22 protein-coding genes are annotated in these 20,837 nt (G+C 72.0%); 10 read left to right on the forward strand and 12 right to left on the reverse strand.

What is annotated here, in order from left to right:
• The first annotated feature begins 79 nt into the window (after positions 1 to 79).
• The 3 genes from IO29_RS12085 to IO29_RS12095 all read left to right on the forward strand — a co-directional run bounded on the left by IO29_RS12085 (position 80) and on the right by IO29_RS12095 (position 3,602).
• Positions 80 to 1,036, forward strand: coding sequence for an NAD(P)-dependent oxidoreductase (locus IO29_RS12085; RefSeq protein WP_030379383.1), 957 nt, complete (start codon positions 80 to 82; stop codon positions 1,034 to 1,036).
• Between the two features lie 170 nt (positions 1,037 to 1,206).
• Entirely contained in the window at positions 1,207 to 1,851 is a 645-nt protein-coding gene (locus IO29_RS12090) for a GntR family transcriptional regulator (RefSeq protein ID WP_158709317.1), read from the forward strand.
• 275 nt (positions 1,852 to 2,126) lie between these two features.
• Entirely contained in the window at positions 2,127 to 3,602 is a 1,476-nt protein-coding gene (locus tag IO29_RS12095) for a glycoside hydrolase family 30 protein (RefSeq protein WP_030379385.1), read from the forward strand.
• Between the two features lie 148 nt (positions 3,603 to 3,750).
• On the opposite strand, the gene nagB is transcribed toward IO29_RS12095, so the two are convergent.
• The gene (gene nagB / locus IO29_RS12100) at positions 3,751 to 4,536 is read right to left on the reverse strand and encodes a glucosamine-6-phosphate deaminase (protein ID WP_030379386.1); all 786 of its coding nucleotides are present in this window, start codon (positions 4,534 to 4,536) and stop codon (positions 3,751 to 3,753) included.
• Positions 4,537 to 5,048: 512 nt separating this feature from the next.
• Here nagB and IO29_RS12105 point away from each other — a divergent pair.
• On the forward strand, positions 5,049 to 6,518 hold the full coding sequence (locus IO29_RS12105; RefSeq protein ID WP_030379387.1) for a sensor histidine kinase: 1,470 nt from the start codon (positions 5,049 to 5,051) through the stop codon (positions 6,516 to 6,518).
• A 192-nt stretch (positions 6,519 to 6,710) separates the two neighbouring features.
• On the opposite strand, the gene IO29_RS12110 is transcribed toward IO29_RS12105, so the two are convergent.
• On the reverse strand, positions 6,711 to 6,968 hold the full coding sequence (locus IO29_RS12110; RefSeq protein ID WP_006142322.1) for a WhiB family transcriptional regulator: 258 nt from the start codon (positions 6,966 to 6,968) through the stop codon (positions 6,711 to 6,713).
• A gap of 317 nt (positions 6,969 to 7,285) precedes the next feature.
• On the reverse strand, positions 7,286 to 8,254 hold the full coding sequence (locus IO29_RS12115) for a diacylglycerol/lipid kinase family protein (protein WP_030379388.1): 969 nt from the start codon (positions 8,252 to 8,254) through the stop codon (positions 7,286 to 7,288).
• Between the two features lie 186 nt (positions 8,255 to 8,440).
• Here IO29_RS12115 and IO29_RS12120 point away from each other — a divergent pair, with 186 nt between their 5' ends.
• A complete protein-coding gene (locus IO29_RS12120; RefSeq protein WP_030379389.1) occupies positions 8,441 to 8,911 on the forward strand; it encodes a hypothetical protein in 471 nt (156 codons plus the stop codon).
• A gap of 45 nt (positions 8,912 to 8,956) precedes the next feature.
• Here the strand turns inward: IO29_RS12120 and IO29_RS12125 are convergent, their stop codons facing one another.
• The 3 genes from IO29_RS12125 to IO29_RS12135 form a co-directional block, all read right to left on the reverse strand.
• On the reverse strand, positions 8,957 to 10,102 hold the full coding sequence (locus IO29_RS12125) for an RNA polymerase sigma factor SigF (protein ID WP_030379390.1): 1,146 nt from the start codon (positions 10,100 to 10,102) through the stop codon (positions 8,957 to 8,959).
• The gene (locus IO29_RS12130; protein WP_006142326.1) at positions 10,099 to 10,512 is read right to left on the reverse strand and encodes an ATP-binding protein; all 414 of its coding nucleotides are present in this window, start codon (positions 10,510 to 10,512) and stop codon (positions 10,099 to 10,101) included. Before IO29_RS12130 ends, IO29_RS12125 begins: the two co-directional genes overlap by 4 nt.
• A 276-nt stretch (positions 10,513 to 10,788) precedes the next feature.
• Positions 10,789 to 11,049: a UBP-type zinc finger domain-containing protein gene (locus IO29_RS12135; RefSeq protein ID WP_006142327.1), complete on the reverse strand. Its 261-nt coding sequence runs from the start codon at positions 11,047 to 11,049 to the stop codon at positions 10,789 to 10,791.
• A 62-nt stretch (positions 11,050 to 11,111) separates the two neighbouring features.
• Between IO29_RS12135 and IO29_RS12140 the strand changes: the two genes are divergently transcribed.
• Entirely contained in the window at positions 11,112 to 12,707 is a 1,596-nt protein-coding gene (locus IO29_RS12140; protein WP_030379391.1) for a Na+/H+ antiporter, read from the forward strand.
• A gap of 15 nt (positions 12,708 to 12,722) precedes the next feature.
• Here the strand turns inward: IO29_RS12140 and IO29_RS12145 are convergent, their stop codons facing one another.
• On the reverse strand, positions 12,723 to 13,658 hold the full coding sequence (locus IO29_RS12145; protein ID WP_030379392.1) for a 1-aminocyclopropane-1-carboxylate deaminase/D-cysteine desulfhydrase: 936 nt from the start codon (positions 13,656 to 13,658) through the stop codon (positions 12,723 to 12,725).
• A 102-nt stretch (positions 13,659 to 13,760) separates the two neighbouring features.
• On the reverse strand, positions 13,761 to 14,351 hold the full coding sequence (locus tag IO29_RS12150; RefSeq protein ID WP_030379393.1) for an N-acetylmuramoyl-L-alanine amidase: 591 nt from the start codon (positions 14,349 to 14,351) through the stop codon (positions 13,761 to 13,763).
• Between the two features lie 265 nt (positions 14,352 to 14,616).
• Between IO29_RS12150 and IO29_RS12155 the strand changes: the two genes are divergently transcribed.
• The 3 genes from IO29_RS12155 (at position 14,617) to IO29_RS12165 (ending at position 18,168) form a co-directional block, all read left to right on the forward strand.
• Positions 14,617 to 16,023: a family 2B encapsulin nanocompartment shell protein gene (locus IO29_RS12155; RefSeq protein ID WP_030379394.1), complete on the forward strand. Its 1,407-nt coding sequence runs from the start codon at positions 14,617 to 14,619 to the stop codon at positions 16,021 to 16,023.
• A 151-nt stretch (positions 16,024 to 16,174) separates the two neighbouring features.
• Complete coding sequence (locus IO29_RS12160; protein WP_030379395.1) at positions 16,175 to 17,338, forward strand: family 2 encapsulin nanocompartment cargo protein polyprenyl transferase; 1,164 nt, start codon at positions 16,175 to 16,177, stop codon at positions 17,336 to 17,338.
• Positions 17,339 to 17,562: 224 nt separating this feature from the next.
• A complete protein-coding gene (locus IO29_RS12165; RefSeq protein WP_030379396.1) occupies positions 17,563 to 18,168 on the forward strand; it encodes a GNAT family N-acetyltransferase in 606 nt (201 codons plus the stop codon).
• A gap of 7 nt (positions 18,169 to 18,175) precedes the next feature.
• On the opposite strand, the gene IO29_RS12170 is transcribed toward IO29_RS12165, so the two are convergent.
• From IO29_RS12170 to sodN, 3 genes are all read right to left on the reverse strand, one after another.
• On the reverse strand, positions 18,176 to 18,595 hold the full coding sequence (locus tag IO29_RS12170; RefSeq protein WP_030379397.1) for a VOC family protein: 420 nt from the start codon (positions 18,593 to 18,595) through the stop codon (positions 18,176 to 18,178).
• A gap of 50 nt (positions 18,596 to 18,645) precedes the next feature.
• Positions 18,646 to 19,068: a helix-turn-helix transcriptional regulator gene (locus IO29_RS12175; protein ID WP_030379398.1), complete on the reverse strand. Its 423-nt coding sequence runs from the start codon at positions 19,066 to 19,068 to the stop codon at positions 18,646 to 18,648.
• Between the two features lie 160 nt (positions 19,069 to 19,228).
• Positions 19,229 to 19,624, reverse strand: a complete 396-nt coding sequence (gene sodN / locus IO29_RS12180) for a superoxide dismutase, Ni (RefSeq protein ID WP_030379399.1) — start codon at positions 19,622 to 19,624, stop codon at positions 19,229 to 19,231.
• Positions 19,625 to 19,768: 144 nt separating this feature from the next.
• Between sodN and sodX the strand changes: the two genes are divergently transcribed.
• Positions 19,769 to 20,200, forward strand: a complete 432-nt coding sequence (gene sodX / locus IO29_RS36530; RefSeq protein WP_030379400.1) for a nickel-type superoxide dismutase maturation protease — start codon at positions 19,769 to 19,771, stop codon at positions 20,198 to 20,200.
• Here sodX and IO29_RS12185 read toward each other — a convergent pair.
• Positions 20,086 to 20,733: a CGNR zinc finger domain-containing protein gene (locus IO29_RS12185; RefSeq protein ID WP_030379401.1), complete on the reverse strand. Its 648-nt coding sequence runs from the start codon at positions 20,731 to 20,733 to the stop codon at positions 20,086 to 20,088. The two genes, sodX and IO29_RS12185, sit on opposite strands and share 115 nt — an antisense overlap.
• Between the last annotated feature and the right edge of the window lie 104 nt (positions 20,734 to 20,837).

Below are 20,837 nucleotides of genomic sequence, written 5' to 3' on the forward strand. Positions count from 1 at the left end.
CTCTCCCCGAGCCGCAGGGCCCGCCGCCCGCCCGGCCGCCCCCACCCTCTCCACCCGCACCGACCGTAAGGAACACACCGTGTCCGAGCCGCAGCCGCACACCACCACCGTCCCTGCCGACGCCCCCGTCACCGCCGTTCTGGGACTGGGCGCGATGGGGCTGCCCATGGCGACCCATCTGGCCGGGGCCTTCCCCGTGCGCGCCTTCGACATCGCCGGACCGCGGCGCGACCTGGCCGCCGCCGCGGGTGCCGTTCCGGCCGCCGACCCGGCCGAGGCCGTCGACGGCGCGGACGTCGTCGTGGTCGCCGTCCGCGACCAGGCGCAGCTGACGGCCTGTCTGTTCGGCGACGGCAGCGGCTCCGCGGGGGCCGGCGCCAAGCTGCGGCGCGACAGCGTGGTCGTCGTCACCAGCACCGTCGGCGTCGACGCCGTGAAGTCCGCCGCCGCCCGCCTGGCCGAGCAGGGGGTGCTGCTCGTCGACGCCCCGGTCAGCGGCGGCGCCGTCCGGGCCGGATCCGGCGAACTGCTCATCATGGTCGGGGCCGACGACGCCGCGCTGGCCGCCTCCCGTCCGGTGCTGGACCGGCTCGCGGGCACCGTCCACGTGGTGGGCGCCCACGTGGGCGACGGGCAGATCATGAAGACCGTCAACCAGCTGCTGTGCGGCATCCACACCGCCGCCGCGGCCGAGTCCCTCGCCCTCGCGCACTCCCTGGGCCTCGACGTCGACGCGGCCGTGGAGGTGCTCGGCCAGGGCGCCGCCGCCTCCTTCATGCTGGCCGACCGCGGACCGCGCATGGCGCAGCAGTACCGCCGCACCGCCGACGGCTCCGGCGGACCCGAGCTGCGCTCACGGCTGGACATCATCCGCAAGGACATGCACCTGGTGGTGGAGCTGGCCAAGCAGGCCGGGGTGGCCACCCCGGTGGCGGCGGCGGCCGACCAGCTCTACCAGTTGGCGATGGCGCGGGGCCTGGCCGCCGAGGACGACTCGTCCCTGGTCACGCTGCTGTCCCCGCACTCCCGTGACTGACCGGGGGCGGGCGGTGCCCCGGTCCGGACCGCACGGGGGACACCCGGGCCGGGCCGCTAACCTGGGATCCGCCACGAAGAGGCGCGCGCAGCGGCGCCGGGCAGAACGGAGGGCACCACATGGGCGGCGCCGGGAGGCGGAAGGGCGGCGGACCGGTACGCACCGCACTGATGGACGAGGCCTACGAGGCCCTGCTGTCGCTGATCCTCGACGAGGGTCTGGCCCCGGGGACGGCGCTGCGCATCGACACCATCGCCCGCGAGTGGAACGTCTCGGCCACCCCGCTGCGCGAAGCCCTGGCGAAGCTGGAGCACACGGGTCTCGTGCACCGTATCCCGCTCAAGGGCTACACGGTCGCGCCGATGCTCACCGACGAGGAGTTCGCGCAGCTGATGGCCGCCCGCCTGCTCATCGAGCCGTACAACGCCCGGCACGCCTGCGACCGGGACGCCGCCGGCACCACGCGGTTGCTCCAGGAATGGCACACACGTATGACGCAGGCCGCGGCGCAGCGCGACAATGACGATTTCCGCGCTTATCTCCAGGCCGACTCCGCTTTTCATGACGTCATCGCCAAGAAATGCGGAAACCGATTTCTGTGCGATGCCATCGATCCGCTCGGGGCACATGTGCAGCGTTTCCGGCGATTTCACGGAACCCGGGTGACGGACACGGACGTCGCGCTCGCCGAACACCAGGCGATCCTGGACGCCTTCGCGGCCGGGGACCCGGAGCGGTGCGAGGCGGCCATGCGCGCCCACCTGCGCGGCGTCGCGGACCGAGCGGCACCGACCTCCTCCGCCCCGGCTGAGTGAACCCCCGGCCGACCGGCCTGTTCCGCCGTGCGACACGGGGAACCGGCCGGCGCCGAGGCCTGCCCTGATTTCGGCGAATCGGTAATTCCCCAATAAATTCCGGAACACGGTTGACCGGCCCGAGAAATTGCTCATAACGTGAAAGAGCCTTCCGGCCGGAAGAGCGCACCACTGTAATACCCGCCGCCCGGCACCCCCGTTGCGCGCTAGGCGATTGTGCGACCGTACGGCGGCGTTCTCCGTCGATTCCACCGGAACGAAGGTGTGTGCAAGGTATGCAGAGCATCACGACGTCGCGGTCCCGCCGGAGCGTCAGGGCGGCCACCGTCCTCACCGGCCTCCTCGCCCTCGGCGCGACGACCCTGAGCGCCGGCCCGGCACAGGCCGGCGCCGCCCCGGCGCAGGTGGCGGATCGGACCACCATCACGGTCGACCCGCACCAGCGGTACCAGGTCGTCGACGGCTTCGGCTTCTCGGAGGCCTTCCAGCGCGCCCGCCAGATCCAGAACCTCTCTCCCGACACCCGGCAGCAGGTGCTCGACCTCCTCTTCAGCGACGACAAGGGCGCGGGCCTGACCATCCTGCGCAACGGCATCGGCTCCTCGCCCTCGGACGACCAGGACTGGATGAAGTCCATCGAGCCCGCGAGCCCGGGCTCCCCCGGCGCCACCCCGCACTACGTCTGGGACGGCGACGACAACGGTCAGGTGTGGCTGACCAAGCAGGCGCGGAAGTACGGCGTGAAGAACGTCTACGCCGACGCCTGGAGCGCGCCCGGCTACATGAAGACCAACGGCGACGACAGAAACGGGGGCGAGCTGTGCGGCGTGCGCGGCACGGACTGCGCCACCGGGGACTGGCGCGCCGCGTACGCCAAGTACCTCGTGCAGTACCTCAAGTTCTACGCGCAGGAGGGCATCGACGTCACCCACGTCGGCTTCACCAACGAGCCCGACCTCACCACCGAGTACGCGAGCATGCGCTCCGACGGCTACCAGGCCGCGGACTTCCTGAAGGTGTTCGGCCCCCTGCTGGAGAAGTCGGACCTGAAGACGAAGATCGCCTTCGGGGAGGCCACCGGCTGGCGTGACCAGGAGGAGATGCTCCAGGAGATGAAGTCGGTGCCGGGCGCCGACCAGTACGTCGACACCGTCGTCGGCCACGGCTACCAGAGCGAGCCGTCCTCGCCGCTGAGCACCGACAAGCCCACCTGGCAGTCGGAGTGGGCCGACCTGGACGGCGACTGGAACAACCACTGGGACGCCATCGGCAAGGCGGGCGAGGGCCTGGAGTGGGCCAACAAGATCCAGGACTCCTTCACCGAGGGGAACGTCAGCGCCTTCCTGTACTGGATCGGCGCGGAGAACACGGGCAGCAACAGCGCGCTGATCCAGCTGAAGGACGGCAAGGCCGACGCCTCCGCGCGGCTGTGGGCCATGGCCCAGTTCAGCCGGTTCGTCAAGCCCGGCGCACACCGGATCGGGACGAAGAACCCCAACTCCCTGCTGGGCGTGAGCGCGTTCCGGAACCAGGACGGGTCGATCGCCGTGCAGGTCATCAACAACGGCCACGAGCAGGCCTCGACCACCCTGGCACTGCCCGGCGTGAACGGCGTCTCCGTCGAGCGCTACCTGACGAACGAGGGCAACCATCTGAGCGCCCAGGCCCCGGTGCGCGGCGTGGGCGGTCGTCTCACCGCGGACGTCCCGGCCCGTTCCATGGTCTCCTTCGTCATCCCGGCGAAGGGCTGACCGGCGAAGGCACGGCCGGCGAAGACCCGGCCGGCGAAAGGCCCGCCGGCGGAGGGTGACCCGGCGGAGCGCGGAGTCTTCGCCCACCCGGAGGGAGGCGCCCCCGGCCCCGAGGCCGGGGGCGCCTCCCTCCGGCCGCGAGGTGGTCTCAGATCCCTTGCCAGGCCGGCTTGTCGGCGAACGTATGCCGGAAGTAGTCCGCCAGCTTCAGCTTCGACGCCGCGCCCTCGTCCACCACCACCGTCGCATGCGCGTGCAACTGCAACGCCGACGCCGGGCACACCGCCGCCACCGGCCCCTCCACCGTCGCCGCCACCGCGTCCGCCTTCCCCTCGCCCGTGGCGAGCAGCACCAGATGCCGCGCTTCCAGGATCGTCCCGATCCCCTGCGTGATCACATGGTGCGGCACCTGGGCGATCTCCCCGTCGAAGAACCGCGCGTTGTCCACCCGCGTCTGCTCCGTCAACGTCTTGATCCGCGTCCGCGACGCCAGCGACGAGCACGGCTCGTTGAACCCGATGTGCCCGTCCGTCCCGATCCCCAGCAGTTGCAGGTCCACCCCACCGGCCCCCGCCAGCGCCGCGTCGTACGCCTCGCACGCCGCCTGCACGTCCTCGGCCGTCCCGTCGGGCCCCATGAACGCGTCCATGCCGATCCCGAGCGGCCGGAGCACCTCGCGCGCGAGTACGGAGCGGTAGGACTCGGGGTGCTCGGCCGGCAGCCCCACGTACTCGTCGAGCTGGGCGATCCGCACCCGGGAGGTGTCCACCTCACCGGCGCGCACCTTCGCCCCGAGGGCCTGGTACACGGGCAGGGGGGTCGATCCGGTCGCCACGCCGAGCAGGGCGTCGGGCTTGCGTCCGACCAGCCGGACGACGGCTTCCGCGACGAGCTCGCCGCCCGCCGCGGCGTCGGGGACGATGACAACTTCCACGCTGGCCTGCCGATCTGCCGAGAGGGTCGCTATGTGGTTTAGACCAATCTAGCAGAGCGGCCTCCGCCGGGGCAGGGCCCGCGAAGACCCCGCGCGCACACCATGCCCACCCGACGCGACGTGCGGGAAAAGGCGAAAGAAACATCCCGTCATGCATGGACACACGCGCGTGCGGCCAGCGACAATGGGCCTTGGCCAGGCATGGTCTAGTCCACGCTTCCCCACTTCGAACGGACGCGCGGACGGGCCACGAACCGGCCGACGACCGCACTTCCGTCCTCCCCGCACAGGAGGGCGGACCGAGGAACCGGCGCTCTCTGCCCTGACTGCTCCGGCTCCTCACCTTCGGCCGAACGGGACCGCACACCCACGGCCGATGCTGCTCCGGGCTGCGGTGCCGGGAGGGCTGAGGGTCCCTCCCAGGCGCCGCGGCCCGCGGGTGCCTCCGGCCCCCGAATCGGGCGAATGCGGGCAGTGTCCGCACCCCCGGGTACGCTCGGCACGTGCCCTCCATGAACGAACTCGTACGCCAGCACACGGCCCTCGGCGACTCCGACCTCGAGTGGCTCCACCTGCTGGTCTCGGAGTGGCAGCTGCTCTCCGACCTCTCCTTCGCCGACCTCGTCCTGTGGGTCCCCACCAGCGACGGCACGCGGTACGTCTCGGTCGCCCAGATGCGCCCCAACACCGGCCCCACCTCGTACCAGGACGACATGGTCGGCCACCTCGTCCCGCGCGGCCGCCGCCCGCTGCTCGACGCCGCCCTGGACGAGGGGCGCATCGTCCGCGAGGGCGATCCCGAGTGGCGCGAGGAGGTCCCGGTCCGCGTCGAGTCCATCCCCGTACGGCGCGAGGGGCGCGTCCTCGGCGTCATCGCGCGCAACACCAACCTGCTCACCGTGCGCACCCCGAGCCGCCTCGAACTGACCTATCTGCAAAGCGCCTCCGACCTCGCCCAGATGATCGCGGCCGGCTCCTTCCCCTTCCCCGACCAGCAGGTCGACATGGACGCCGCCCCGCGCGTCGGCGACGGCCTGGTCCGGCTGGACGCGGACGGCATCGTCCAGTACGCCTCGCCCAACGCCCTGTCCGCGTATCACCGCATGGGCCTCGCCTCCGACCTCGTGGGCCACCGCCTCGGGCAGACGACGGCCGAACTCGCCCCCACCCGGGGCCCGGTGGACGAGGCGCTGGCCAAGGTGGCCAGCGGCTGGGCGCCGCGCGAGTTCGAGATCGAGGCCAGGGACGGAGTGATCCAGTTCCGCGCCATCCCGCTCAAGCCCAAGGGTGTGCGCATCGGTTCCCTGGTCCTGCTCCGGGACGTCACGGAACTGCGCCGCCGCGAGCGCGAGTTGATCACCAAGGACGCCACCATCCGGGAGATCCACCACCGGGTCAAGAACAACCTCCAGACGGTCGCCGCGCTGCTGCGGCTCCAGGCCCGCCGCATCGACTCCGAGCGCGGCCGGGAGGCGCTGGAGGAGGCCGTCCGCCGGGTCGGCTCGATCGCCATCGTCCACGAGACGCTGTCTCAGAACCTGGACGAGCGGGTGGAGTTCGACGAGATCGCCGACCGGGTGCTCGCCATGGTCGCCGAGATCTCCCCGGGCAAGGTCACCGGCCGGCGCACCGGACACTTCGGCATCCTGGACGCGGAGGTCGCCACCCCGCTCTCCATGGTCCTCACCGAAGTCCTGCAAAACGCACTGGAGCACGGCTTCGGCCCGGGCGAGACCGGCACGGTCGAGGTCTCGGCGGTCCGCGGCGGCACGTCCAAGGAGGCCCGTCTGCTGGTCACCGTGCAGGACGACGGGGTGGGCCTGCCCGAGGGCTTCGACCCGCACCGCTCGGGCAACCTCGGCCTGCAAATCGTCCGGACCCTGGTGGAGGGGGAGTTGGGCGGCACCTTCGACATGGTCCCGGCGGCGAGCGGACACGGCACCCGCGTCATCCTGGACGTCCCGGTCCGGGCCCAGAAGTAGCCCGGTGCGGCCGGGAGCAGTCCGGGCCGGCGCGGGGTCGTGGAAAACAGCGAGCCCCGGACCAGAAGGTCCGGGGCTCGAACTGCTGCTTGCTTCAAGCGCATCGGGGGTACTGCGCGCTGCGGCTCGGGGGCGGGAGATGCGTGCTCGCTGCACGCGCCGCCGGGCTCGGGCTCGTACGGGGTGGGTGTGTCAGGCGGAGGCCTGACGGGCCCGGTTGCGGGCGGCGCGGCGCTTCATGGCGCGGCGCTCGTCCTCGCTGAGACCACCCCAGACGCCGGAGTCCTGACCGGACTCGAGCGCCCACTGCAAACACTGATCCATCACGGGGCAGCGCCGGCAGACGGCCTTGGCTTCCTCGATCTGCAGCAGCGCAGGACCGGTGTTGCCGATGGGGAAGAACAGCTCGGGGTCTTCCTCGCGGCAAACGGCGTTGTGACGCCAGTCCATGGCTGCTACCTCTCCTTGGTATTACGTGCGGTTGCTTGTGAATGTGAACGCTTTCACGAATCCCCCGACAAGTGAAGGGCCGACCGTCAGCCACACTGCGGCGGTCCTGGTTTCGAGGAGGGATTCGGGCTCTTAGGGGGGCCGGTGTTGCCGTGCCGTCCCGAGCGCCACGTAGAGACTCGCAAACCTCAGCGGCGGATACAACCCCTTCCGGAAAGTTTTTTTTGATTCCTTGGTGTCGACTAGGTCACAGCCGTACTTCCAAGGGGTGGACCCTGGCCTAAACGTTCGAGTGAAAGGACTTTGGCCCGTTCTGCTCACACAATCACACGCAGTGCACGGCGTACGCCTGTGAACGCCACGCTGGTACGCAGTCCGAGGTGGTCGCCGTCCATCTGGAGGGGCAGTGGCACCTTCGAATGCAAGGTGAAGTCCGTCAGGTCGTGCAGCGACACCGCGTGCTTCCCACGGGGTCCGCGCTCGGGGGACGAAGTGAGCAACTGGGTCGCATACCGGGCAACCGCGGCCGTCGACATACGGCTGAGCCCGAGGATGTCGAGCCCGGTATCGAACGAGGCCTTAGGTGACGCGTACACCGGGCGATTGCCGAGAAACGTCCACGGCGAGGTGTTGCAGATGATCGACAGCACCAGATCGGTGACCGGCTCCTCGCCGGGCCGCTCCAGTGTGATCGTTCCGTGCCGACGGTGGGGTTCGTCCAGAAACTGACGGACGACCTGGCGCAGATACAGCGCATGGGTCGACCGCCGGCCCCGCTCGCGCTGCTGTTCGACCCGGCCGATCACGCCCGCGTCGAAGCCCAGCCCCGCGCAGAAGGTGAACCAGCGGGCCGGCACCGACTCGTCGTCCGTGCCGGGCACACCGGAGGCCCGGCCGAGGCCGACGGTGCGTTGGCTGCCCTCGCGCAGCGCGTCGAGCAGGGCGCCGGTGGCCTCCACGGCGTCGTTGGGCAGACCGAGGGCGCGGGCGAAGACGTTGGTGGAGCCGCCCGGGACCACGGCGAGGCCGGGCAGCCTGCCGGGGTCGGGGCCGTGGTGCAGCAGGCCGTTGACGACCTCGTTGACCGTGCCGTCGCCGCCGAGGGCGACGACCAGGTCTATGTCCTCGCTCTCCGCGGCCTGCCGGCCGAGGTCGCGGGCATGGCCGCGGTACTCGGTCATGACCGCCTCGAGCTTCATCTCGCTCGCCAGCGCGTGGATCAGGACGTCACGCGTACGTGCGCTTGTGGTGGTTGCCGCCGGATTGACCACGAGAAGTGCACGCATGCGATGCAGGTTACCTACCGGGTGGTACTCGGCCCAGCCCGAGGGTGTCCTCGGCCCTCGGAACGGCCCTCGGAACGGGCCGGGGAACGGACCGCAGAACGGCCCGGGGAACGGTCCGTGGAGCGGCTCGGCGCAGGACACCCGGCGGCCCGGAATGGGCCCGCACGCCAGGGCTACCCTTCAAGGGTGAGTTCTGAGCAGAGATCCGCCCCGGACACCGACCCCGCCGCCGAGAAGCCCGACGGTCCCGTCGGCCCGCGTCCCGCGCGACTGACGGCCGCGGCGGCGCTGTGCGCGCTGGAAGGGCTCGCCCTGGCCGCCGGCGGGGTGTGGATGCTCGTCCTGGGGGCGGCCGGCGACTCCGGCGACCGGCAGACGGGGATCACCGGCGGCGTCACGCTGGTCGTGCTCGCGCTGCTGCCGCTGCTGGCCGCGCGCGGGCTGCTGCTGCGGCGCGGCTGGAGCCGGGGGCCGGCCGTGATCACGCAGATCATGGCGCTGCCGGTGGCCTACAGCCTGCTCCAGGCCGACAGTGTGGCGATCCCGGCGGGCATCGTCCTCGCGGTGGTGGCGATCACGGCGCTGGTCCTGCTGGTCAACCCCGCGACGACGAAGGCACTGGGCATCAAGGGCCCGGGCCGCGCCGAACCGAAGTAGTACGCCGACGCGGGGCCCGCCCCCTTCCCGACGCGCCGCCCCCTGCTACTCCTCCACCAGCAGCTTCTCCCGGAGCTGGGCCAGCGTGCGGGCCAGCAGGCGGGAGACGTGCATCTGCGAGATGCCGACCTCCTGCGCGATCTGCGACTGGGTCATGTTGGCGAAGAACCGCAGCAGCAGGATGCGCTTCTCACGCGGCGGGAGGTCCTCGAGGAGCGGCTTGAGCGACTCGCGGTACTCGACGCCCTCCAGCGCCTCGTCCTCCGCGCCGAGCGTGTCCGCGACCGCCGGGGACTCGTCGTCGGTGTCGGGGACGTCCAGCGACAGCGTGGAGTACGCGTTGGCGGACTCCAGGCCCTCCAGCACCTCCTCCTCGGAGATGGCCAGCTTCTCGGCCAGCTCGTGCACCGTGGGGGAGCGGCCGTGCAGCTGGGAGAGTTCCGCCGTGGCCGTGGTGAGCGCCAGGCGCAGTTCCTGGAGCCGGCGCGGGACGCGCACCGCCCAGCCCTTGTCGCGGAAGTGCCGCTTGATCTCGCCGACCACCGTCGGCGTCGCGTAGGTGGAGAACTCCACGCCCCGGTCGGGGTCGAACCGGTCGACCGACTTGATCAGCCCGATGGTGGCGACCTGCGTGAGGTCGTCCAGCGGCTCGCCGCGGTTGCGGAACCGGCGCGCGAGGTGCTCCACGAGCGGCAGATGCATCCGGACCAGCCGGTTGCGTAGCTCCGCGTACTCCGGGCTGCCCGCCGGCAGGGCGCGCAGTTCGACGAACATCGCCCGCGCGCCGCTGCGGTCCGTGGGGTCGTGCTGCGCGTGCTGTGCGTGCTGCCCGTGCGGGGCGTGCTCCGTGTGCTGCGGGGTCTCCCGCACGCCCTGCTCGGCGTTCCGCTCGTGCTCGCTCATCGTCTGGCCCGTCACCCTTCCCCGAGCTCCCGACCCCGCTGGAACAGGGAGAACCCCGATCGACGCCGGTGCGGGCGCGCCCCGGGAGACGCCCTCCTGCGCCCGCTGTCCGCCGGCCGGGACACCGACCGCGGAGGACTCGTCCTCCGGATGCGGCCGGGCCTGCTCAGGGATGCCGTCGATGCCGTCCGCCGCGCGCGGCGGCCCGCCCGGGCCGCCGTCGCCCTCCGCGGGCGGTTTCCGTGTGCCGCGCTCTTCGTTGCGCACCGGCCCGTCCCCGTTCGTCACGCCGGCCCGGGTCCCGCGCCGCGCTGTTTGTAGAGGCTGATGGACACGACCTTGTCGTCGGAGACCGCCGAGGAGACCTTGCCCGCCAGGGCCGACAGCACGGTCCAGGCGAACGTGTCGCGCGACGGGGCGTGGCCGTCGGTGGTCGGGGCCGACACCGTGACCTCGAGAGAGTCGTCGACCAGCCGGAAGACACAGCTGAGCACCGAGCCGGGCACGGCCTGCTGGAGCAGGATCGCGCAGGCCTCGTCGACTGCGATGCGCAGGTCCTCGATCTCGTCGAGGGTGAAGTCCAAACGGGCCGCGAGACCGGCGGTGGCCGTGCGCAGCACCGACAGGTAGGCCCCGGCAGCCGGCAGCCGGACTTCCACGAAGTCCTGGGTCGCGGGATCGCCTGCGATCTGGGACACCCTCACCTCCAAGGTGGTACAAGCATTCTGGGGGCCGAGGGTCGCCCCTCGGGTGGCGCACCACTGGTGCAGCGGTGACGCTACCGCGCTCGGCGTTTTCTGTCCCCGGGACCCCAGCCCCTTGCTGTCACTCATAGTAAACACGCGAACACGCACAGTGGCTAGGGGGTGGGCGGGCCCAATTGGGAAGAGCGCGCGCCGGATTGACGTACCCAGACGTCAGACCGCCGAACCGTCCGGCTCAGGGTCGCACACGGGGCGACCGGATCGGGACGCTCAGACGAGGACGTGGTCGACGAAGCACCAGCGCCAGTCCTCCCCGGGCTCGAACGTGCGCATGACGGGGTGCCCGCTCTCCTTGTAGTGCGCCGTGGCGTGCCGGTTGGGCGAGGAGTCGCAGCAGGCCACATGGCCGCACCCCAGGCACATCCGCAGCTGCACCGGGTGCGTGCCCTCCGCGAGGCACTCCTGGCACGTCTCGTGCGACGGTGCGGGTTCGGGGTGCGGCAGCGCGTCGGTGTGCGTGCACTGTTTCATGATTGCCAGGTTACGACGGGCCCACGGGGGACCGCGCGGAGAATGAGGGCGGGCGCAGGACGATGCACGTATTCCCACTGCTGTTGCTGGTCGCGGGCAGTGCCGCGGTCGCCGGGGCGGCCCGGCGCACGGCCGTCCCCGCTCCGCTCCTCCTGGTCGCCGCCGGACTCGCGGTCTCCTACGCCCCCGGAGTGCCCGGCTACGGGCTCGACCCCGAGATCGTCCTGCCGCTGCTGCTGCCGCCCCTGCTCTACACGGCGGCCAGCGACAGCTCCTACCTCGACCTGCGGGCCCAACGGCGGCCGATCATGCTGCTGTCGGTCGGCTACGTGCTCTTCGCGACCCTGGCCGTCGGCTGGGCGGCGTACCTGCTGATCCCGGGGCTGCCGCTGCCCGCCGCCCTGGTGCTGGGCGCGGTGGTGGCACCTCCGGACGCGGTGGCGGCGACCGCGGTGGCCCGCCGGCTCGGACTGCCCTCCCGGCTGACGACGATCCTCCAGGGCGAGTCCCTGGTGAACGACGCCACCGCGATCACCGCCTACAAGGTGGCGCTGGCCGCTGCCGTCGGCGAGGGCGCCACCTGGGCCGACGGCCTGGAGGAGTTCCTGCTCGCCGCGGTCGGCGGAGTCGTCGTCGGACTGCTCCTCATGGTGCCCCTGCACTGGCTGCGCACCCGCCTCAAGGAGGCGCTGCTCCAGAACACCCTCTCCCTGCTCATCCCGTTCGTCGCCTACGCGGTCGCCGAACAGCTGCACGCCTCCGGAGTGCTCGCCGTGGTCGTCGTCGCCCTCTACCTGGGCCACCACAACTGGGAGGTCGATTTCGCCACCCGGCTCCAGGAGGAGGCGGTGTGGAAGATGGTGGCGTTCCTGCTGGAGTCCTCGGTGTTCGCGCTCATCGGACTCCAGCTTCCCGTCGTCCTCAAGGGGCTCGGCGAGAACGAGGGCACCAGGGCGGCGGTCTACGCGGTCGTCCTCTTCCTGGTGGTCGTCGCCGTCCGTTTCGCCTGGGTGTTCCCCAGCACCTTCCTGCCCCGGGCGCTCTCCGCCCGCGTGCGGCGCAACGAGGAGAATCCCACCTGGAAGAGCCCGCTCATCATCGGCTGGGCAGGCATGCGCGGCGTGGTCTCGCTCGCCGTCGCCTTCTCCGTCCCGCTCACCGTGCACGGCGGCGCCCCCTTCCCCGAGCGGAACCTGATCCTCTTCCTGACGTTCACCACCGTGATCGGTACCCTGGTGGTGCAGGGCCTCACCCTGCCCCCGCTGATCCGCCGGCTCCGGCTGCCCCGGCCCGACCCGCAGAGCGAGACACTCGCCGAGGCCAACGCCCAGGCGCAGGCCTCCCGCGCCGCCGAACAGCGCCTGCACGACCTCCTCACCGACGAGCGCAACGCCCTGCCGCCGCCCCTGGCCGACAGGCTGCGCGAGGTCATGGAGCGCCGCCGCAACGCCGTCTGGGAGCGCCTGGGCTCGGTCAACCCGGTCACCGGGGAGAGCGTCGACGACACCTACCGCCGGCTGTCCCGGGAGATGATCGGCGCCGAACGGGAGATGTTCGTCAGGCTCCGCGACGGCCGCTACATCGACGACGAGATGCTCCGCACCCTGCTGCGCCGCCTCGACCTGGAGGAGGCGGCGGCGTACCGGGAGACCACCTGAGCCGTCCCGCGGGCTTCAGGGGAAGGGGCGGCCGGTGACCACCGCCGCGAGCGTCGTCCCGCGCGGGAAGACACCCTCTTCCGTCAGCGTGAGGAGCCCGGTCAGCATTTTGGCCACATACAGCCGCTCCACGGGCAGCCCGTGCCGCTCCTCGAAGTCCTGTGCGAACGCCTCGAGGGCGGGCGTCGTACGGCCGTAGCCGCCGCAGTGGAAGCGGTCCTCCAGCCACCAGTCGCCGCGCCTGCCGCCGAACGCCCGCTCCTGGAGGGCGGCCGTCTCGGCGGCCAGGAAACCGCCCTTGAGCACCGCCACACCCAGGGCACGCTGCCCCGGGCCCAGCCCCGCCGCCAGCCCTGCCAGCGTGCCGCCGGTGCCGCACGCCACGGCGACGACGTCCGCGCGGCCGCGCAGCTCCTCGCCGAGGGTCCGGCAGCCGCGCACGGCACGGGAGTTGCTGCCGCCCTCGGGCACCACGTACGCGTCCTCGGCGCCCGCCGCACGCAGCAGGGCCGCCAGCGTCTCCGGCTCCGCCTTGCGCCGGTACGCCGCCCGGTCGGCGAAGTGCAGCCGCATCCCGTCGGCCGCGCAGCGCGCCAGGGAGGCGTTGAGGGGCCGCCCGGCCAGTTCCTGCCCGCGCACCACCCCCACGGTCTCCAGCCCCAGCAGCCGGCCCGCGGCGGCGGTGGCGCGCAGATGGTTGGAGTAGGCGCCGCCGAAGGTGACCACGGGCCGCCCGGCCGCCGCGGCGAGATTGGGCGCGAGCTTGCGCCACTTGTTGCCGACGATCTCCGGGTGGATCAGATCGTCCCGCTTCAGCACGAGCCGCACACCGTGCCGCCCGAACCGCTCGTCCTCGACGTCCTGGAGGGGCGAGGGCAGCCGGGGGCGCAGGGCGGCGACGTCCGGCGGACCGGGCGCGCCGGACGTGTCGGGGACGTGGGGGCCGGTCATCCGGCCATTGTCCGTGTGCGTCCCGAGGGCCGCGCACGCACCCGCCACGCGCGCGTGGCGGGCGACAGGCGGCGGGCCCCGTGCCCGTACGCGCCGGCGCGCCTACTTCAGCCGGTCCCCGATGCGCTTGCGCATCGACGCCATGGTGAACCCCCGCGGGTCTGTCTTCCCCGGCTGCCACTCCAGGTGCCCGATCACGGACCGCTCCGTCCACCCGTGGTGCCGGCACACCGCCGCCGAGACCCGCTCGATGGCCTCCAACTGCGCCTTCGGCCACGGGTCCTCGCCGTCGCCCAGGTTCTCGCACTCGAACCCGTAGAAGTGCCGGTTGCCGTCGGTGTTCGCCTCGTTGTCGTGCGGCAGCGCCTTCTCGGCGACGACCGCGCGCAGCACGTCGTCGTCCCCGAGCCCGGCGTGGTTGGCGCGGCCGTACCCGACGAGGTGGACCACGCCGTCCTTGGTGATCACCCCGTGGCACAGCGGCCCCGGCAGCCCCGAGTAGCCCTTGCGGCACAGCTCCACCGTGGCGGCGGCGCCCGAGGTGACCGTGTGATGGATCATCACGCCGTTCACCGGCCCCCAGGGGCCCTTGTGGTTGCGGTTGTGGTGCTTCCAGTCGCCGACCTCGACGACGGTGACGCCCTCGTCCCTGAGCGCGTGCAGGAACGCGGTCGCGGACATGGGTGAGGCCATGCCGCCTCCTCACGTGCGGGGGGCGGCCGCCTTCCGTGCCGCCCGGCAACGGACCTTGTACCGGGGACCGTCGCCCTCAACCACCGTTCGGACGGCGGTGCGAGGGGTTTCGGCCAGTGACGGGGGGCCCACGGCGGCAGCGGATCCCCAGTGTGCCCACACCCGCAATGATCCATTCCCCCTCTTTCGTGTAATAGCACCGCGACCGTCCGTGATGGAAGGCTTGTCCCCGCAGTTCAGTGCATGATCGGGAGGGCGAAAGTACATGTCGGTAGGCGAAGAGGTCCGCGCGGAGCAGACCCGTCCCCAGCAGAGTCTCGGCACATCCGCCGCGCGGAACCTGGCCACGACCACCAAGTCCGTGCCCCAGATGCAGGAGATCAGCTCGCGCTGGCTGCTGCGGATGCTGCCGTGGGTGGATCTCCAGGGCGGCACGTACCGGGTGAACCGCCGGCTCAGCTATGCGGTCGGAGACGGCCGTGTCACCTTCGTGAAGACGGGTGACCAGGTCAGTGTCATTCCCGCGGAGCTCGGCGAACTGCCGGCCCTGCGGTCGTACGACGACGAGGAGGTACTCGGCGAACTCGCCCAGCGTTGCAGGCAGCGCGAGATCGAGGCGGGCCAGATCATCGCCTCCTTCGGCAGCCAGGTCGACGAGGTGTTCCTCATCGCCCACGGCAAGGTCGAGAAGATCGGCAGCGGCCCCTACGGGGGCGACGTGGTGCTCGGAGTCCTCGCCGACGGCGCGTACTTCGGCGACCAGGCGCTCCTGGACCCGGAGGCGATCTGGGAGTACACCGCCCGCGCGGCCACCGCGTGCACCGTGCTCACGCTCCCGCGCCGGGACGTCGAACAGCTCGCGGAACGCTCCGACTCGCTGCGCGAACACCTGAGCAACCGCCGGTCGATCCCCGCGCAGCGCACCAACAAGTACGGCGAGAAGGAGGTCGACCTCTCCTCCGGCCACTCCGGCGAGGCGGACATCCCGCACACGTTCGTCGACTACGAGGCCGCCCCGCGCGAGTACGAACTGAGCATCGCCCAGACGGTGCTGCGCATCCACACGCGCGTGGCCGACCTCTACAACCAGCCCATGAACCAGACCGAGCAGCAGCTCCGGCTGACGGTCGAGGCGCTGAAGGAGCGCCAGGAACACGAGCTGGTCAACAACCGGGACTTCGGGCTGCTGCACAACTGCGAGTACGACCAGCGGCTCCAGCCGCACGCCGGCGTGCCCAGCCCGGACGACATGGACGAACTCCTCAGCCGCCGGCGCGGATCCAAACTGTTCCTCGCCCACCCCAAGGCCATCGCCGCCTTCGGCCGCGAGTGCAACAAGCGCGGACTCGTCCCCGAGAGCATCGACGTCGCGGGCAACCGCATCCCCACCTGGCGGGGGGTGCCCATCTTCCCGTGCAACAAGATTCCGGTCAGCGACACCCGGACGACCTCGATCATCTGCATGCGTACCGGAGAGGAGGAACAGGGCGTCATCGGGCTGCGGCAGTCGGGCATCCCGGACGAGATCGAGCCCAGCCTGTCGGTGCGCTTCATGGGCATCAACGAACAGGCCATCATCAAGTACCTGGTGACGGCCTACTACTCGGCGGCCGTCATGGTGCCGGACGCGCTCGGCATCCTGGAGAACGTCGAGATCGGCCGCTGGCAGTGACCTCGGCGCCGCGGCACGCAGTGTTCCCGCCCGAAGCGGCGGGTACACCCCGGGGGTACGCGCCCGGCACCGCTGCGGGCGTCACCGTCCGCCGGGCCGTCCGAGGGGAGACCCTCCGGGCGGCCCGGCCCCGGCGAGGGGGAGGCACCCCATGGGTGAGTTCATGACGGACACCAGAAGGCACCCGGCAGGACCCGCGGAACCGGCGGACCTGCCGGCCCCGGCGGCATCGGTGGAGGCCACCGGCCGGAGCACTCCCGCCCCCCGGGCGAGACCGGCCGCCCGCCCAGGACCGGCCGACGGCCAGGAGGCCGCGGCGATCCTGGAGCGCACCCGGGCCGTGGTCGACCCTGAGCTGCGGCGGGCGGTGGAGTCGCTGCCGCAGTCCATGCGCAGGATCGGGCTCTACCACTTCGGCTGGCAGCACGCGGACGGCAGCCCGGCCGCGGGCAACGCGGGCAAGGCCATACGGCCCGCGCTGGTGCTGACCGCGGCGGCCACACTCGGCGGCCACCGGCAGGCGGCGGTCCGGGCCGCGGCCGCCGTGGAGCTGGTGCACAACTTCACCCTGCTCCACGACGACGTGATGGACCGGGACACCACCCGCCGGCACCGCCCCACCGCATGGACCGTGTTCGGCGACTCCGACGCGATCCTCGCCGGGGACGCGTTGCAGGCGCTCGCCCAGCGGCTGCTCGCCGAGGACCCGCACCCGGCCTCCGCGGCCGCCGCCGCCCGGCTCGCCACCTGCGTCGTCGAACTGTGCGCCGGGCAGCACGCGGACACGGCACTGGAGAAACGCCGCCCCGAGGACGTCACCCTCGAGGAGGTGCTCGCGATGGCCGAGGCCAAGACGGGGGCACTGCTGGGCTGCGCCTGCGCGATGGGCGCGCTGTACGCGGGGGCGCCGCACGAGGAGGTGGAGGCGCTCGACGCCTTCGGCCGGCAGGCCGGTCTGGCTTTCCAGCTCATCGACGACGTCATCGGCATCTGGGGAGACCCGAGTCGCACCGGCAAGCCGGCCGGGGCGGATCTGATCGCCCGCAAGAAGTCCCTGCCGGTCGTCTCGGCGCTCGCCTCCGGCACCCCGGCGGCGGCCGAACTGGCCGAGCTGTACGCGGCCCCGTTCCAGGAGGGGGACCTGGAACGCACGGTGCTGGCCGTCGAACACGCGGGCGGCCGCGACTGGGCGCAGGCCGAGGCCGCCGACCGGATGGCCCGGGCGGTGGACGAACTGTCCCGCGCGGTCCCGGACCCGGAGTCGGCGGGCGGCCTCCTGGCCCTGGCCGAATTCGTGACCCGCCGCAGAGCCTGACGAGGAACCCGGGCAGCCCGCGGGGAACGGGCGGGCCCAGGGAGGAACGGGCAGGCCCGAGGGGAGGGCGGCCCGGGGAACGGGGGAGTGAGAAGGCCCCGCGGGCGTACGGTTCCTGACCCCGTACGCCCGCGGACAGCCCCGGCCGCTTCGGCTCGGCACCCCGTGCCGATAGGGTCAACGCCCGTACGCACGGGGGCTGTTGACGGCGAAGGGGCGGGACGATGGGTGTGGCGATCCGTAGGGCGGAGGAGGGGGACCGCGGGCTGGTCGTCCGGCTGCTGGACGAGGCGTTCCAGGACGATCCGGTCAGTAGCTGGGTCTTCCCCGGGGAGGACCACCGCCGTGCCACGCACCACCGGCTGATGGCCGCCTTCACCGACATCGTGCTCGCCGAGGGCCGCATCGACCTCGTCGAGGACGGCACGGGGTGCGCGCTGTGGCTGCCCGTACCGGCGGCCGAGCCCGCCGACGCGGTCGACGCGGCGGCGGACGAGGCGGTGCGGCTGCGCGAGGAGGCCGACCCGGACAACGAGCGTGTCGAGCTGATCGCCCGGCTGATGGCCGAGGCGCACCCGGCGGGCCGGGCCCACGCGTATCTCTGGATGGTCGGCGTGCGGCCCGGACACCAGGGCCGGGGCCTGGGCACGGCCCTGATCCGGCAGGCTCTGGACCGCTGCGACAGCGAGGGCCTGCCCGCCTATCTGGAGGCGAGCAGCCCGCGCAGCATCGGGCTGTACGAGCGGCTGGGCTTCGCCGCCACCGGCCGCACCCTCGACCTGCCCGACGGCCCGCGCATGTGGCCGATGTGGCGCGAGCCGCTCGGCTGATCCGCCCTCAGGCGCCGCCGCGGGGCTGGTTGAAGCGCAGCATGTTGCCGGCCGGGTCGCGGAAGGCGCAGTCGCGCACCCCGTACGGCTGGTCCATGGGCTCCTGGAGCACCTCGGCGCCGGATGCCTCGACGCGGGCGAAGAGGGCGTCGCAGTCGTCGGTGGCGAAGATGACGCCGCGCAGCAGCCCCTTGGCGAGCAGTTCGGCCATGGCCTGGCGGTCGGCGGGGGAGGCGTCCGGGTTGGCGGCCGGCGGTTCGAGCACGATCTCCACCCCGGGCTGGACCGGCGAGCCGACGGTCACCCAGCGCATGCCCTCGAACCCGACGTCGTTGCGGACCTCCAGGCCGAGGACGTCGCGGTAGAAGGCGAGTGCCTTGTCGTGGTCGTCGACGGCGATGAAGCACTGCGAGAGTCTGACATCCATGCGCTCACGCTATGCGCTGCGGCCGCCCGGGGGCAGCCGGAACCGCCCGGTCAGGACGGCTCGGCGAACCGCGGCGGCGCCCCGACGCGCAGCGGACGGGTCAGGTTCTTCGCCACGCACGGCGGGATCGCCGCGCTCTCCTCGTGCGGGCGGGCCCGGTAGGCGCTCGGCGTCTCTCCCACGAGCTGGGTGAACCGGGAGCTGAACGACCCGAGCGAGGTGCAGCCGACCGCGAGGCACACCTCGGTCACCGTCAGATCGCCCCGCCGCAGCAGGGCCTTGGCGCGCTCGACGCGGCGGGTCATGAGGTAGCCGTAGGGGGTCTCCCCGTAGGCGGCGCGGAACCGGCGCTGGAAGTGCCCGGCGGACATCAGCGCGGTCCGGGCCAGCTCCGCCATGTCCAACGGCTCGGCGTACTCCCGGTCCATCCGGTCCCGCGCCCGCCGCAGCCGCACCAGTTCGTCGAGGTCCACGCCGCCAGCATCGCACGCACCCGGCCCACCGGGGAGAGGCCGGGGAACGGCCCCCGCCCCGGCCCGGGCGGGAACAGACGCACGAAAACCGCACCCGCCCCCTCGGCCGCCGGAGGTGGCGGGCGCGGGGGCGGGTGCGGTCAGGCCTGGCTGTGGAAGGTCAGGCCTTCTTGGTCTCCCAGAAGATCTTGTCGATCTGGGCGATGTAGTCCAGGGCCTTCTGGCCGGTGGCCGGGTCCGTGGAGGCCTTGGCGGCCGAGAGGGCCTTCAGGGTGTCGTTGACGAGCTGGTGCAGCTCCGGGTACTTCTCGAAGTGCGGAGCCTTGAAGTAGTCGCTCCACAGCACCGAGACGTGGTGCTTGGCCAGCTCGGCGCGCTGCTCCTTGATGATGGTGGCACGCGTCTGGTAGTGCGGGTCGTCGTTGCCGGCCATCTTCTCCTGCACGGCCTTGACCGACTCCGCCTCGATCCGGGCCTGGGCGGGGTCGTAGACACCGCAGGGAAGGTCGCAGTGGGCGCTGACGGTGACCTTGGGGGCAAACAGGCGGGAGAGCATTGAGCTGTCCTTCCTCGTGATCGTCTTCTCACGTGGGAGATTACTCCGTGGGGGACCGGTTTTCGCGAGTGCCCCCATGGGCTTACGACAAAAGTCCGGGGCCAGACTGGGACTGGTGGACCATAGACCGGGGAGGTGGCCGTGATGCCGGAACTGTCGCAGGAGACCGAGCGCACCAGAGCCGTACTGCCGTTCGGGGCGGCCGAGGTGTCGGGGCCGTCGATGGTGCCCACGCTGCACCACGGCGACCGGCTCGTCGTCCAGTACGGGGCCAGGGTCCGCCCCGGGGACGTCGTGGTCCTGCGCCATCCGTTCCAGCAGGATCTGCTGGTCGTCAAGCGTGCCGTCGAGCGGCGCGAGGGCGGCTGGTGGGTGCTCGGCGACAACCCCTACGCCGGTGGGGACAGCACCGACTACGGGGTCGTGCCGCAGGAGCTCGTGCTCGCCAGGGTGCGGCTGCGCTACCGTCCGCTGCCCGCGGGGCGCTCCCCGCTGGCGCTCGCGCGCTGGGCGTTCTCGGCCGTGCGGCCGGTACTGGCCGACCGGTCGGCCTCCAAACGCTTGCGCGCCCGGTAGGCGGCCACGTTCGCCCGGGTGGCGCAGCGGTCGGAGCAGTAGCGGCGGGAGCGGTTGGTCGAGGTGTCCAGGTAGGCGTTGCGGCACGGGCCTGCCTCGCACAGGCCGAGGCGGTCCACGCCGTGCTCGGTCAGATGGAACGCCAGCCCCATCGCGGCGATCGCGGCGTAGCCGGCGGTCGCGTTCGACGGGTGGTCGGCCAGGTGCATGTGCCACAGCGGGCGGCCGTCGTCGTCGCGGTGGTCGTGTCCGGAGATCTGCGGGCTGACCGGGAACTCGAGGAGCAGCGAGTTGAGCAGGTCGACAGCGAGCGTCTCGTCCCCGTCGTTCGCCGCCTCGAACACCGCGCGGAGGCGGGCGCGGACCGAGCGGAACCGGGTGACGTCGGCGTCGGTGGTGCGGCGGGCCGCCGACTGGTTGGCCCCGAACAGGGCACGGACGGCGTCCACCGAGGTGAGCGAGTCCTTGCCCCGGGCCGGTTCCTCGCTGTTGACGAGCCGGACGGCATAGTCCGAGTAATAGGCCAGTTCCACTTGTAGTCCTTACGAGCGCGCTCTATCGTCGTGCGTACGGTTGGGTAACAGCCGATCGTGCGTCCAGGGTATTACTTCCGGGGGATCCCGGCGGGGCGCGCGAG

The organism is Streptomyces sp. NRRL F-6676, from assembly GCF_000725625.1.
Lineage (GTDB): Bacteria > Actinomycetota > Actinomycetes > Streptomycetales > Streptomycetaceae > Streptomyces.

Coding starts and splice junctions, on each gene's coding strand:
- IO29_RS12110 (WP_006142322.1), bottom strand. CDS start 6,968: ATGGACTGGCGTCACAACGCCGTTTGCCGCGAGGAAGACCCCGAGCTG.
- IO29_RS12090 (WP_158709317.1), top strand. CDS start 1,207: ATGGACGAGGCCTACGAGGCCCTGCTGTCGCTGATCCTCGACGAGGGT.
- sodN (WP_030379399.1), bottom strand. CDS start 19,624: ATGCTCTCCCGCCTGTTTGCCCCCAAGGTCACCGTCAGCGCCCACTGC.
- IO29_RS12170 (WP_030379397.1), bottom strand. CDS start 18,595: ATGGATGTCAGACTCTCGCAGTGCTTCATCGCCGTCGACGACCACGAC.
- IO29_RS12155 (WP_030379394.1), top strand. CDS start 14,617: ATGTCGGTAGGCGAAGAGGTCCGCGCGGAGCAGACCCGTCCCCAGCAG.
- IO29_RS12150 (WP_030379393.1), bottom strand. CDS start 14,351: ATGGCCTCACCCATGTCCGCGACCGCGTTCCTGCACGCGCTCAGGGAC.
- IO29_RS12145 (WP_030379392.1), bottom strand. CDS start 13,658: ATGACCGGCCCCCACGTCCCCGACACGTCCGGCGCGCCCGGTCCGCCG.
- IO29_RS12135 (WP_006142327.1), bottom strand. CDS start 11,049: ATGAAACAGTGCACGCACACCGACGCGCTGCCGCACCCCGAACCCGCA.
- IO29_RS12105 (WP_030379387.1), top strand. CDS start 5,049: ATGAACGAACTCGTACGCCAGCACACGGCCCTCGGCGACTCCGACCTC.
- IO29_RS12095 (WP_030379385.1), top strand. CDS start 2,127: ATGCAGAGCATCACGACGTCGCGGTCCCGCCGGAGCGTCAGGGCGGCC.
- IO29_RS12115 (WP_030379388.1), bottom strand. CDS start 8,254: ATGCGTGCACTTCTCGTGGTCAATCCGGCGGCAACCACCACAAGCGCA.
- IO29_RS12160 (WP_030379395.1), top strand. CDS start 16,175: ATGGGTGAGTTCATGACGGACACCAGAAGGCACCCGGCAGGACCCGCG.
- sodX (WP_030379400.1), top strand. CDS start 19,769: ATGCCGGAACTGTCGCAGGAGACCGAGCGCACCAGAGCCGTACTGCCG.
- IO29_RS12140 (WP_030379391.1), top strand. CDS start 11,112: ATGCACGTATTCCCACTGCTGTTGCTGGTCGCGGGCAGTGCCGCGGTC.
- IO29_RS12165 (WP_030379396.1), top strand. CDS start 17,563: ATGGGTGTGGCGATCCGTAGGGCGGAGGAGGGGGACCGCGGGCTGGTC.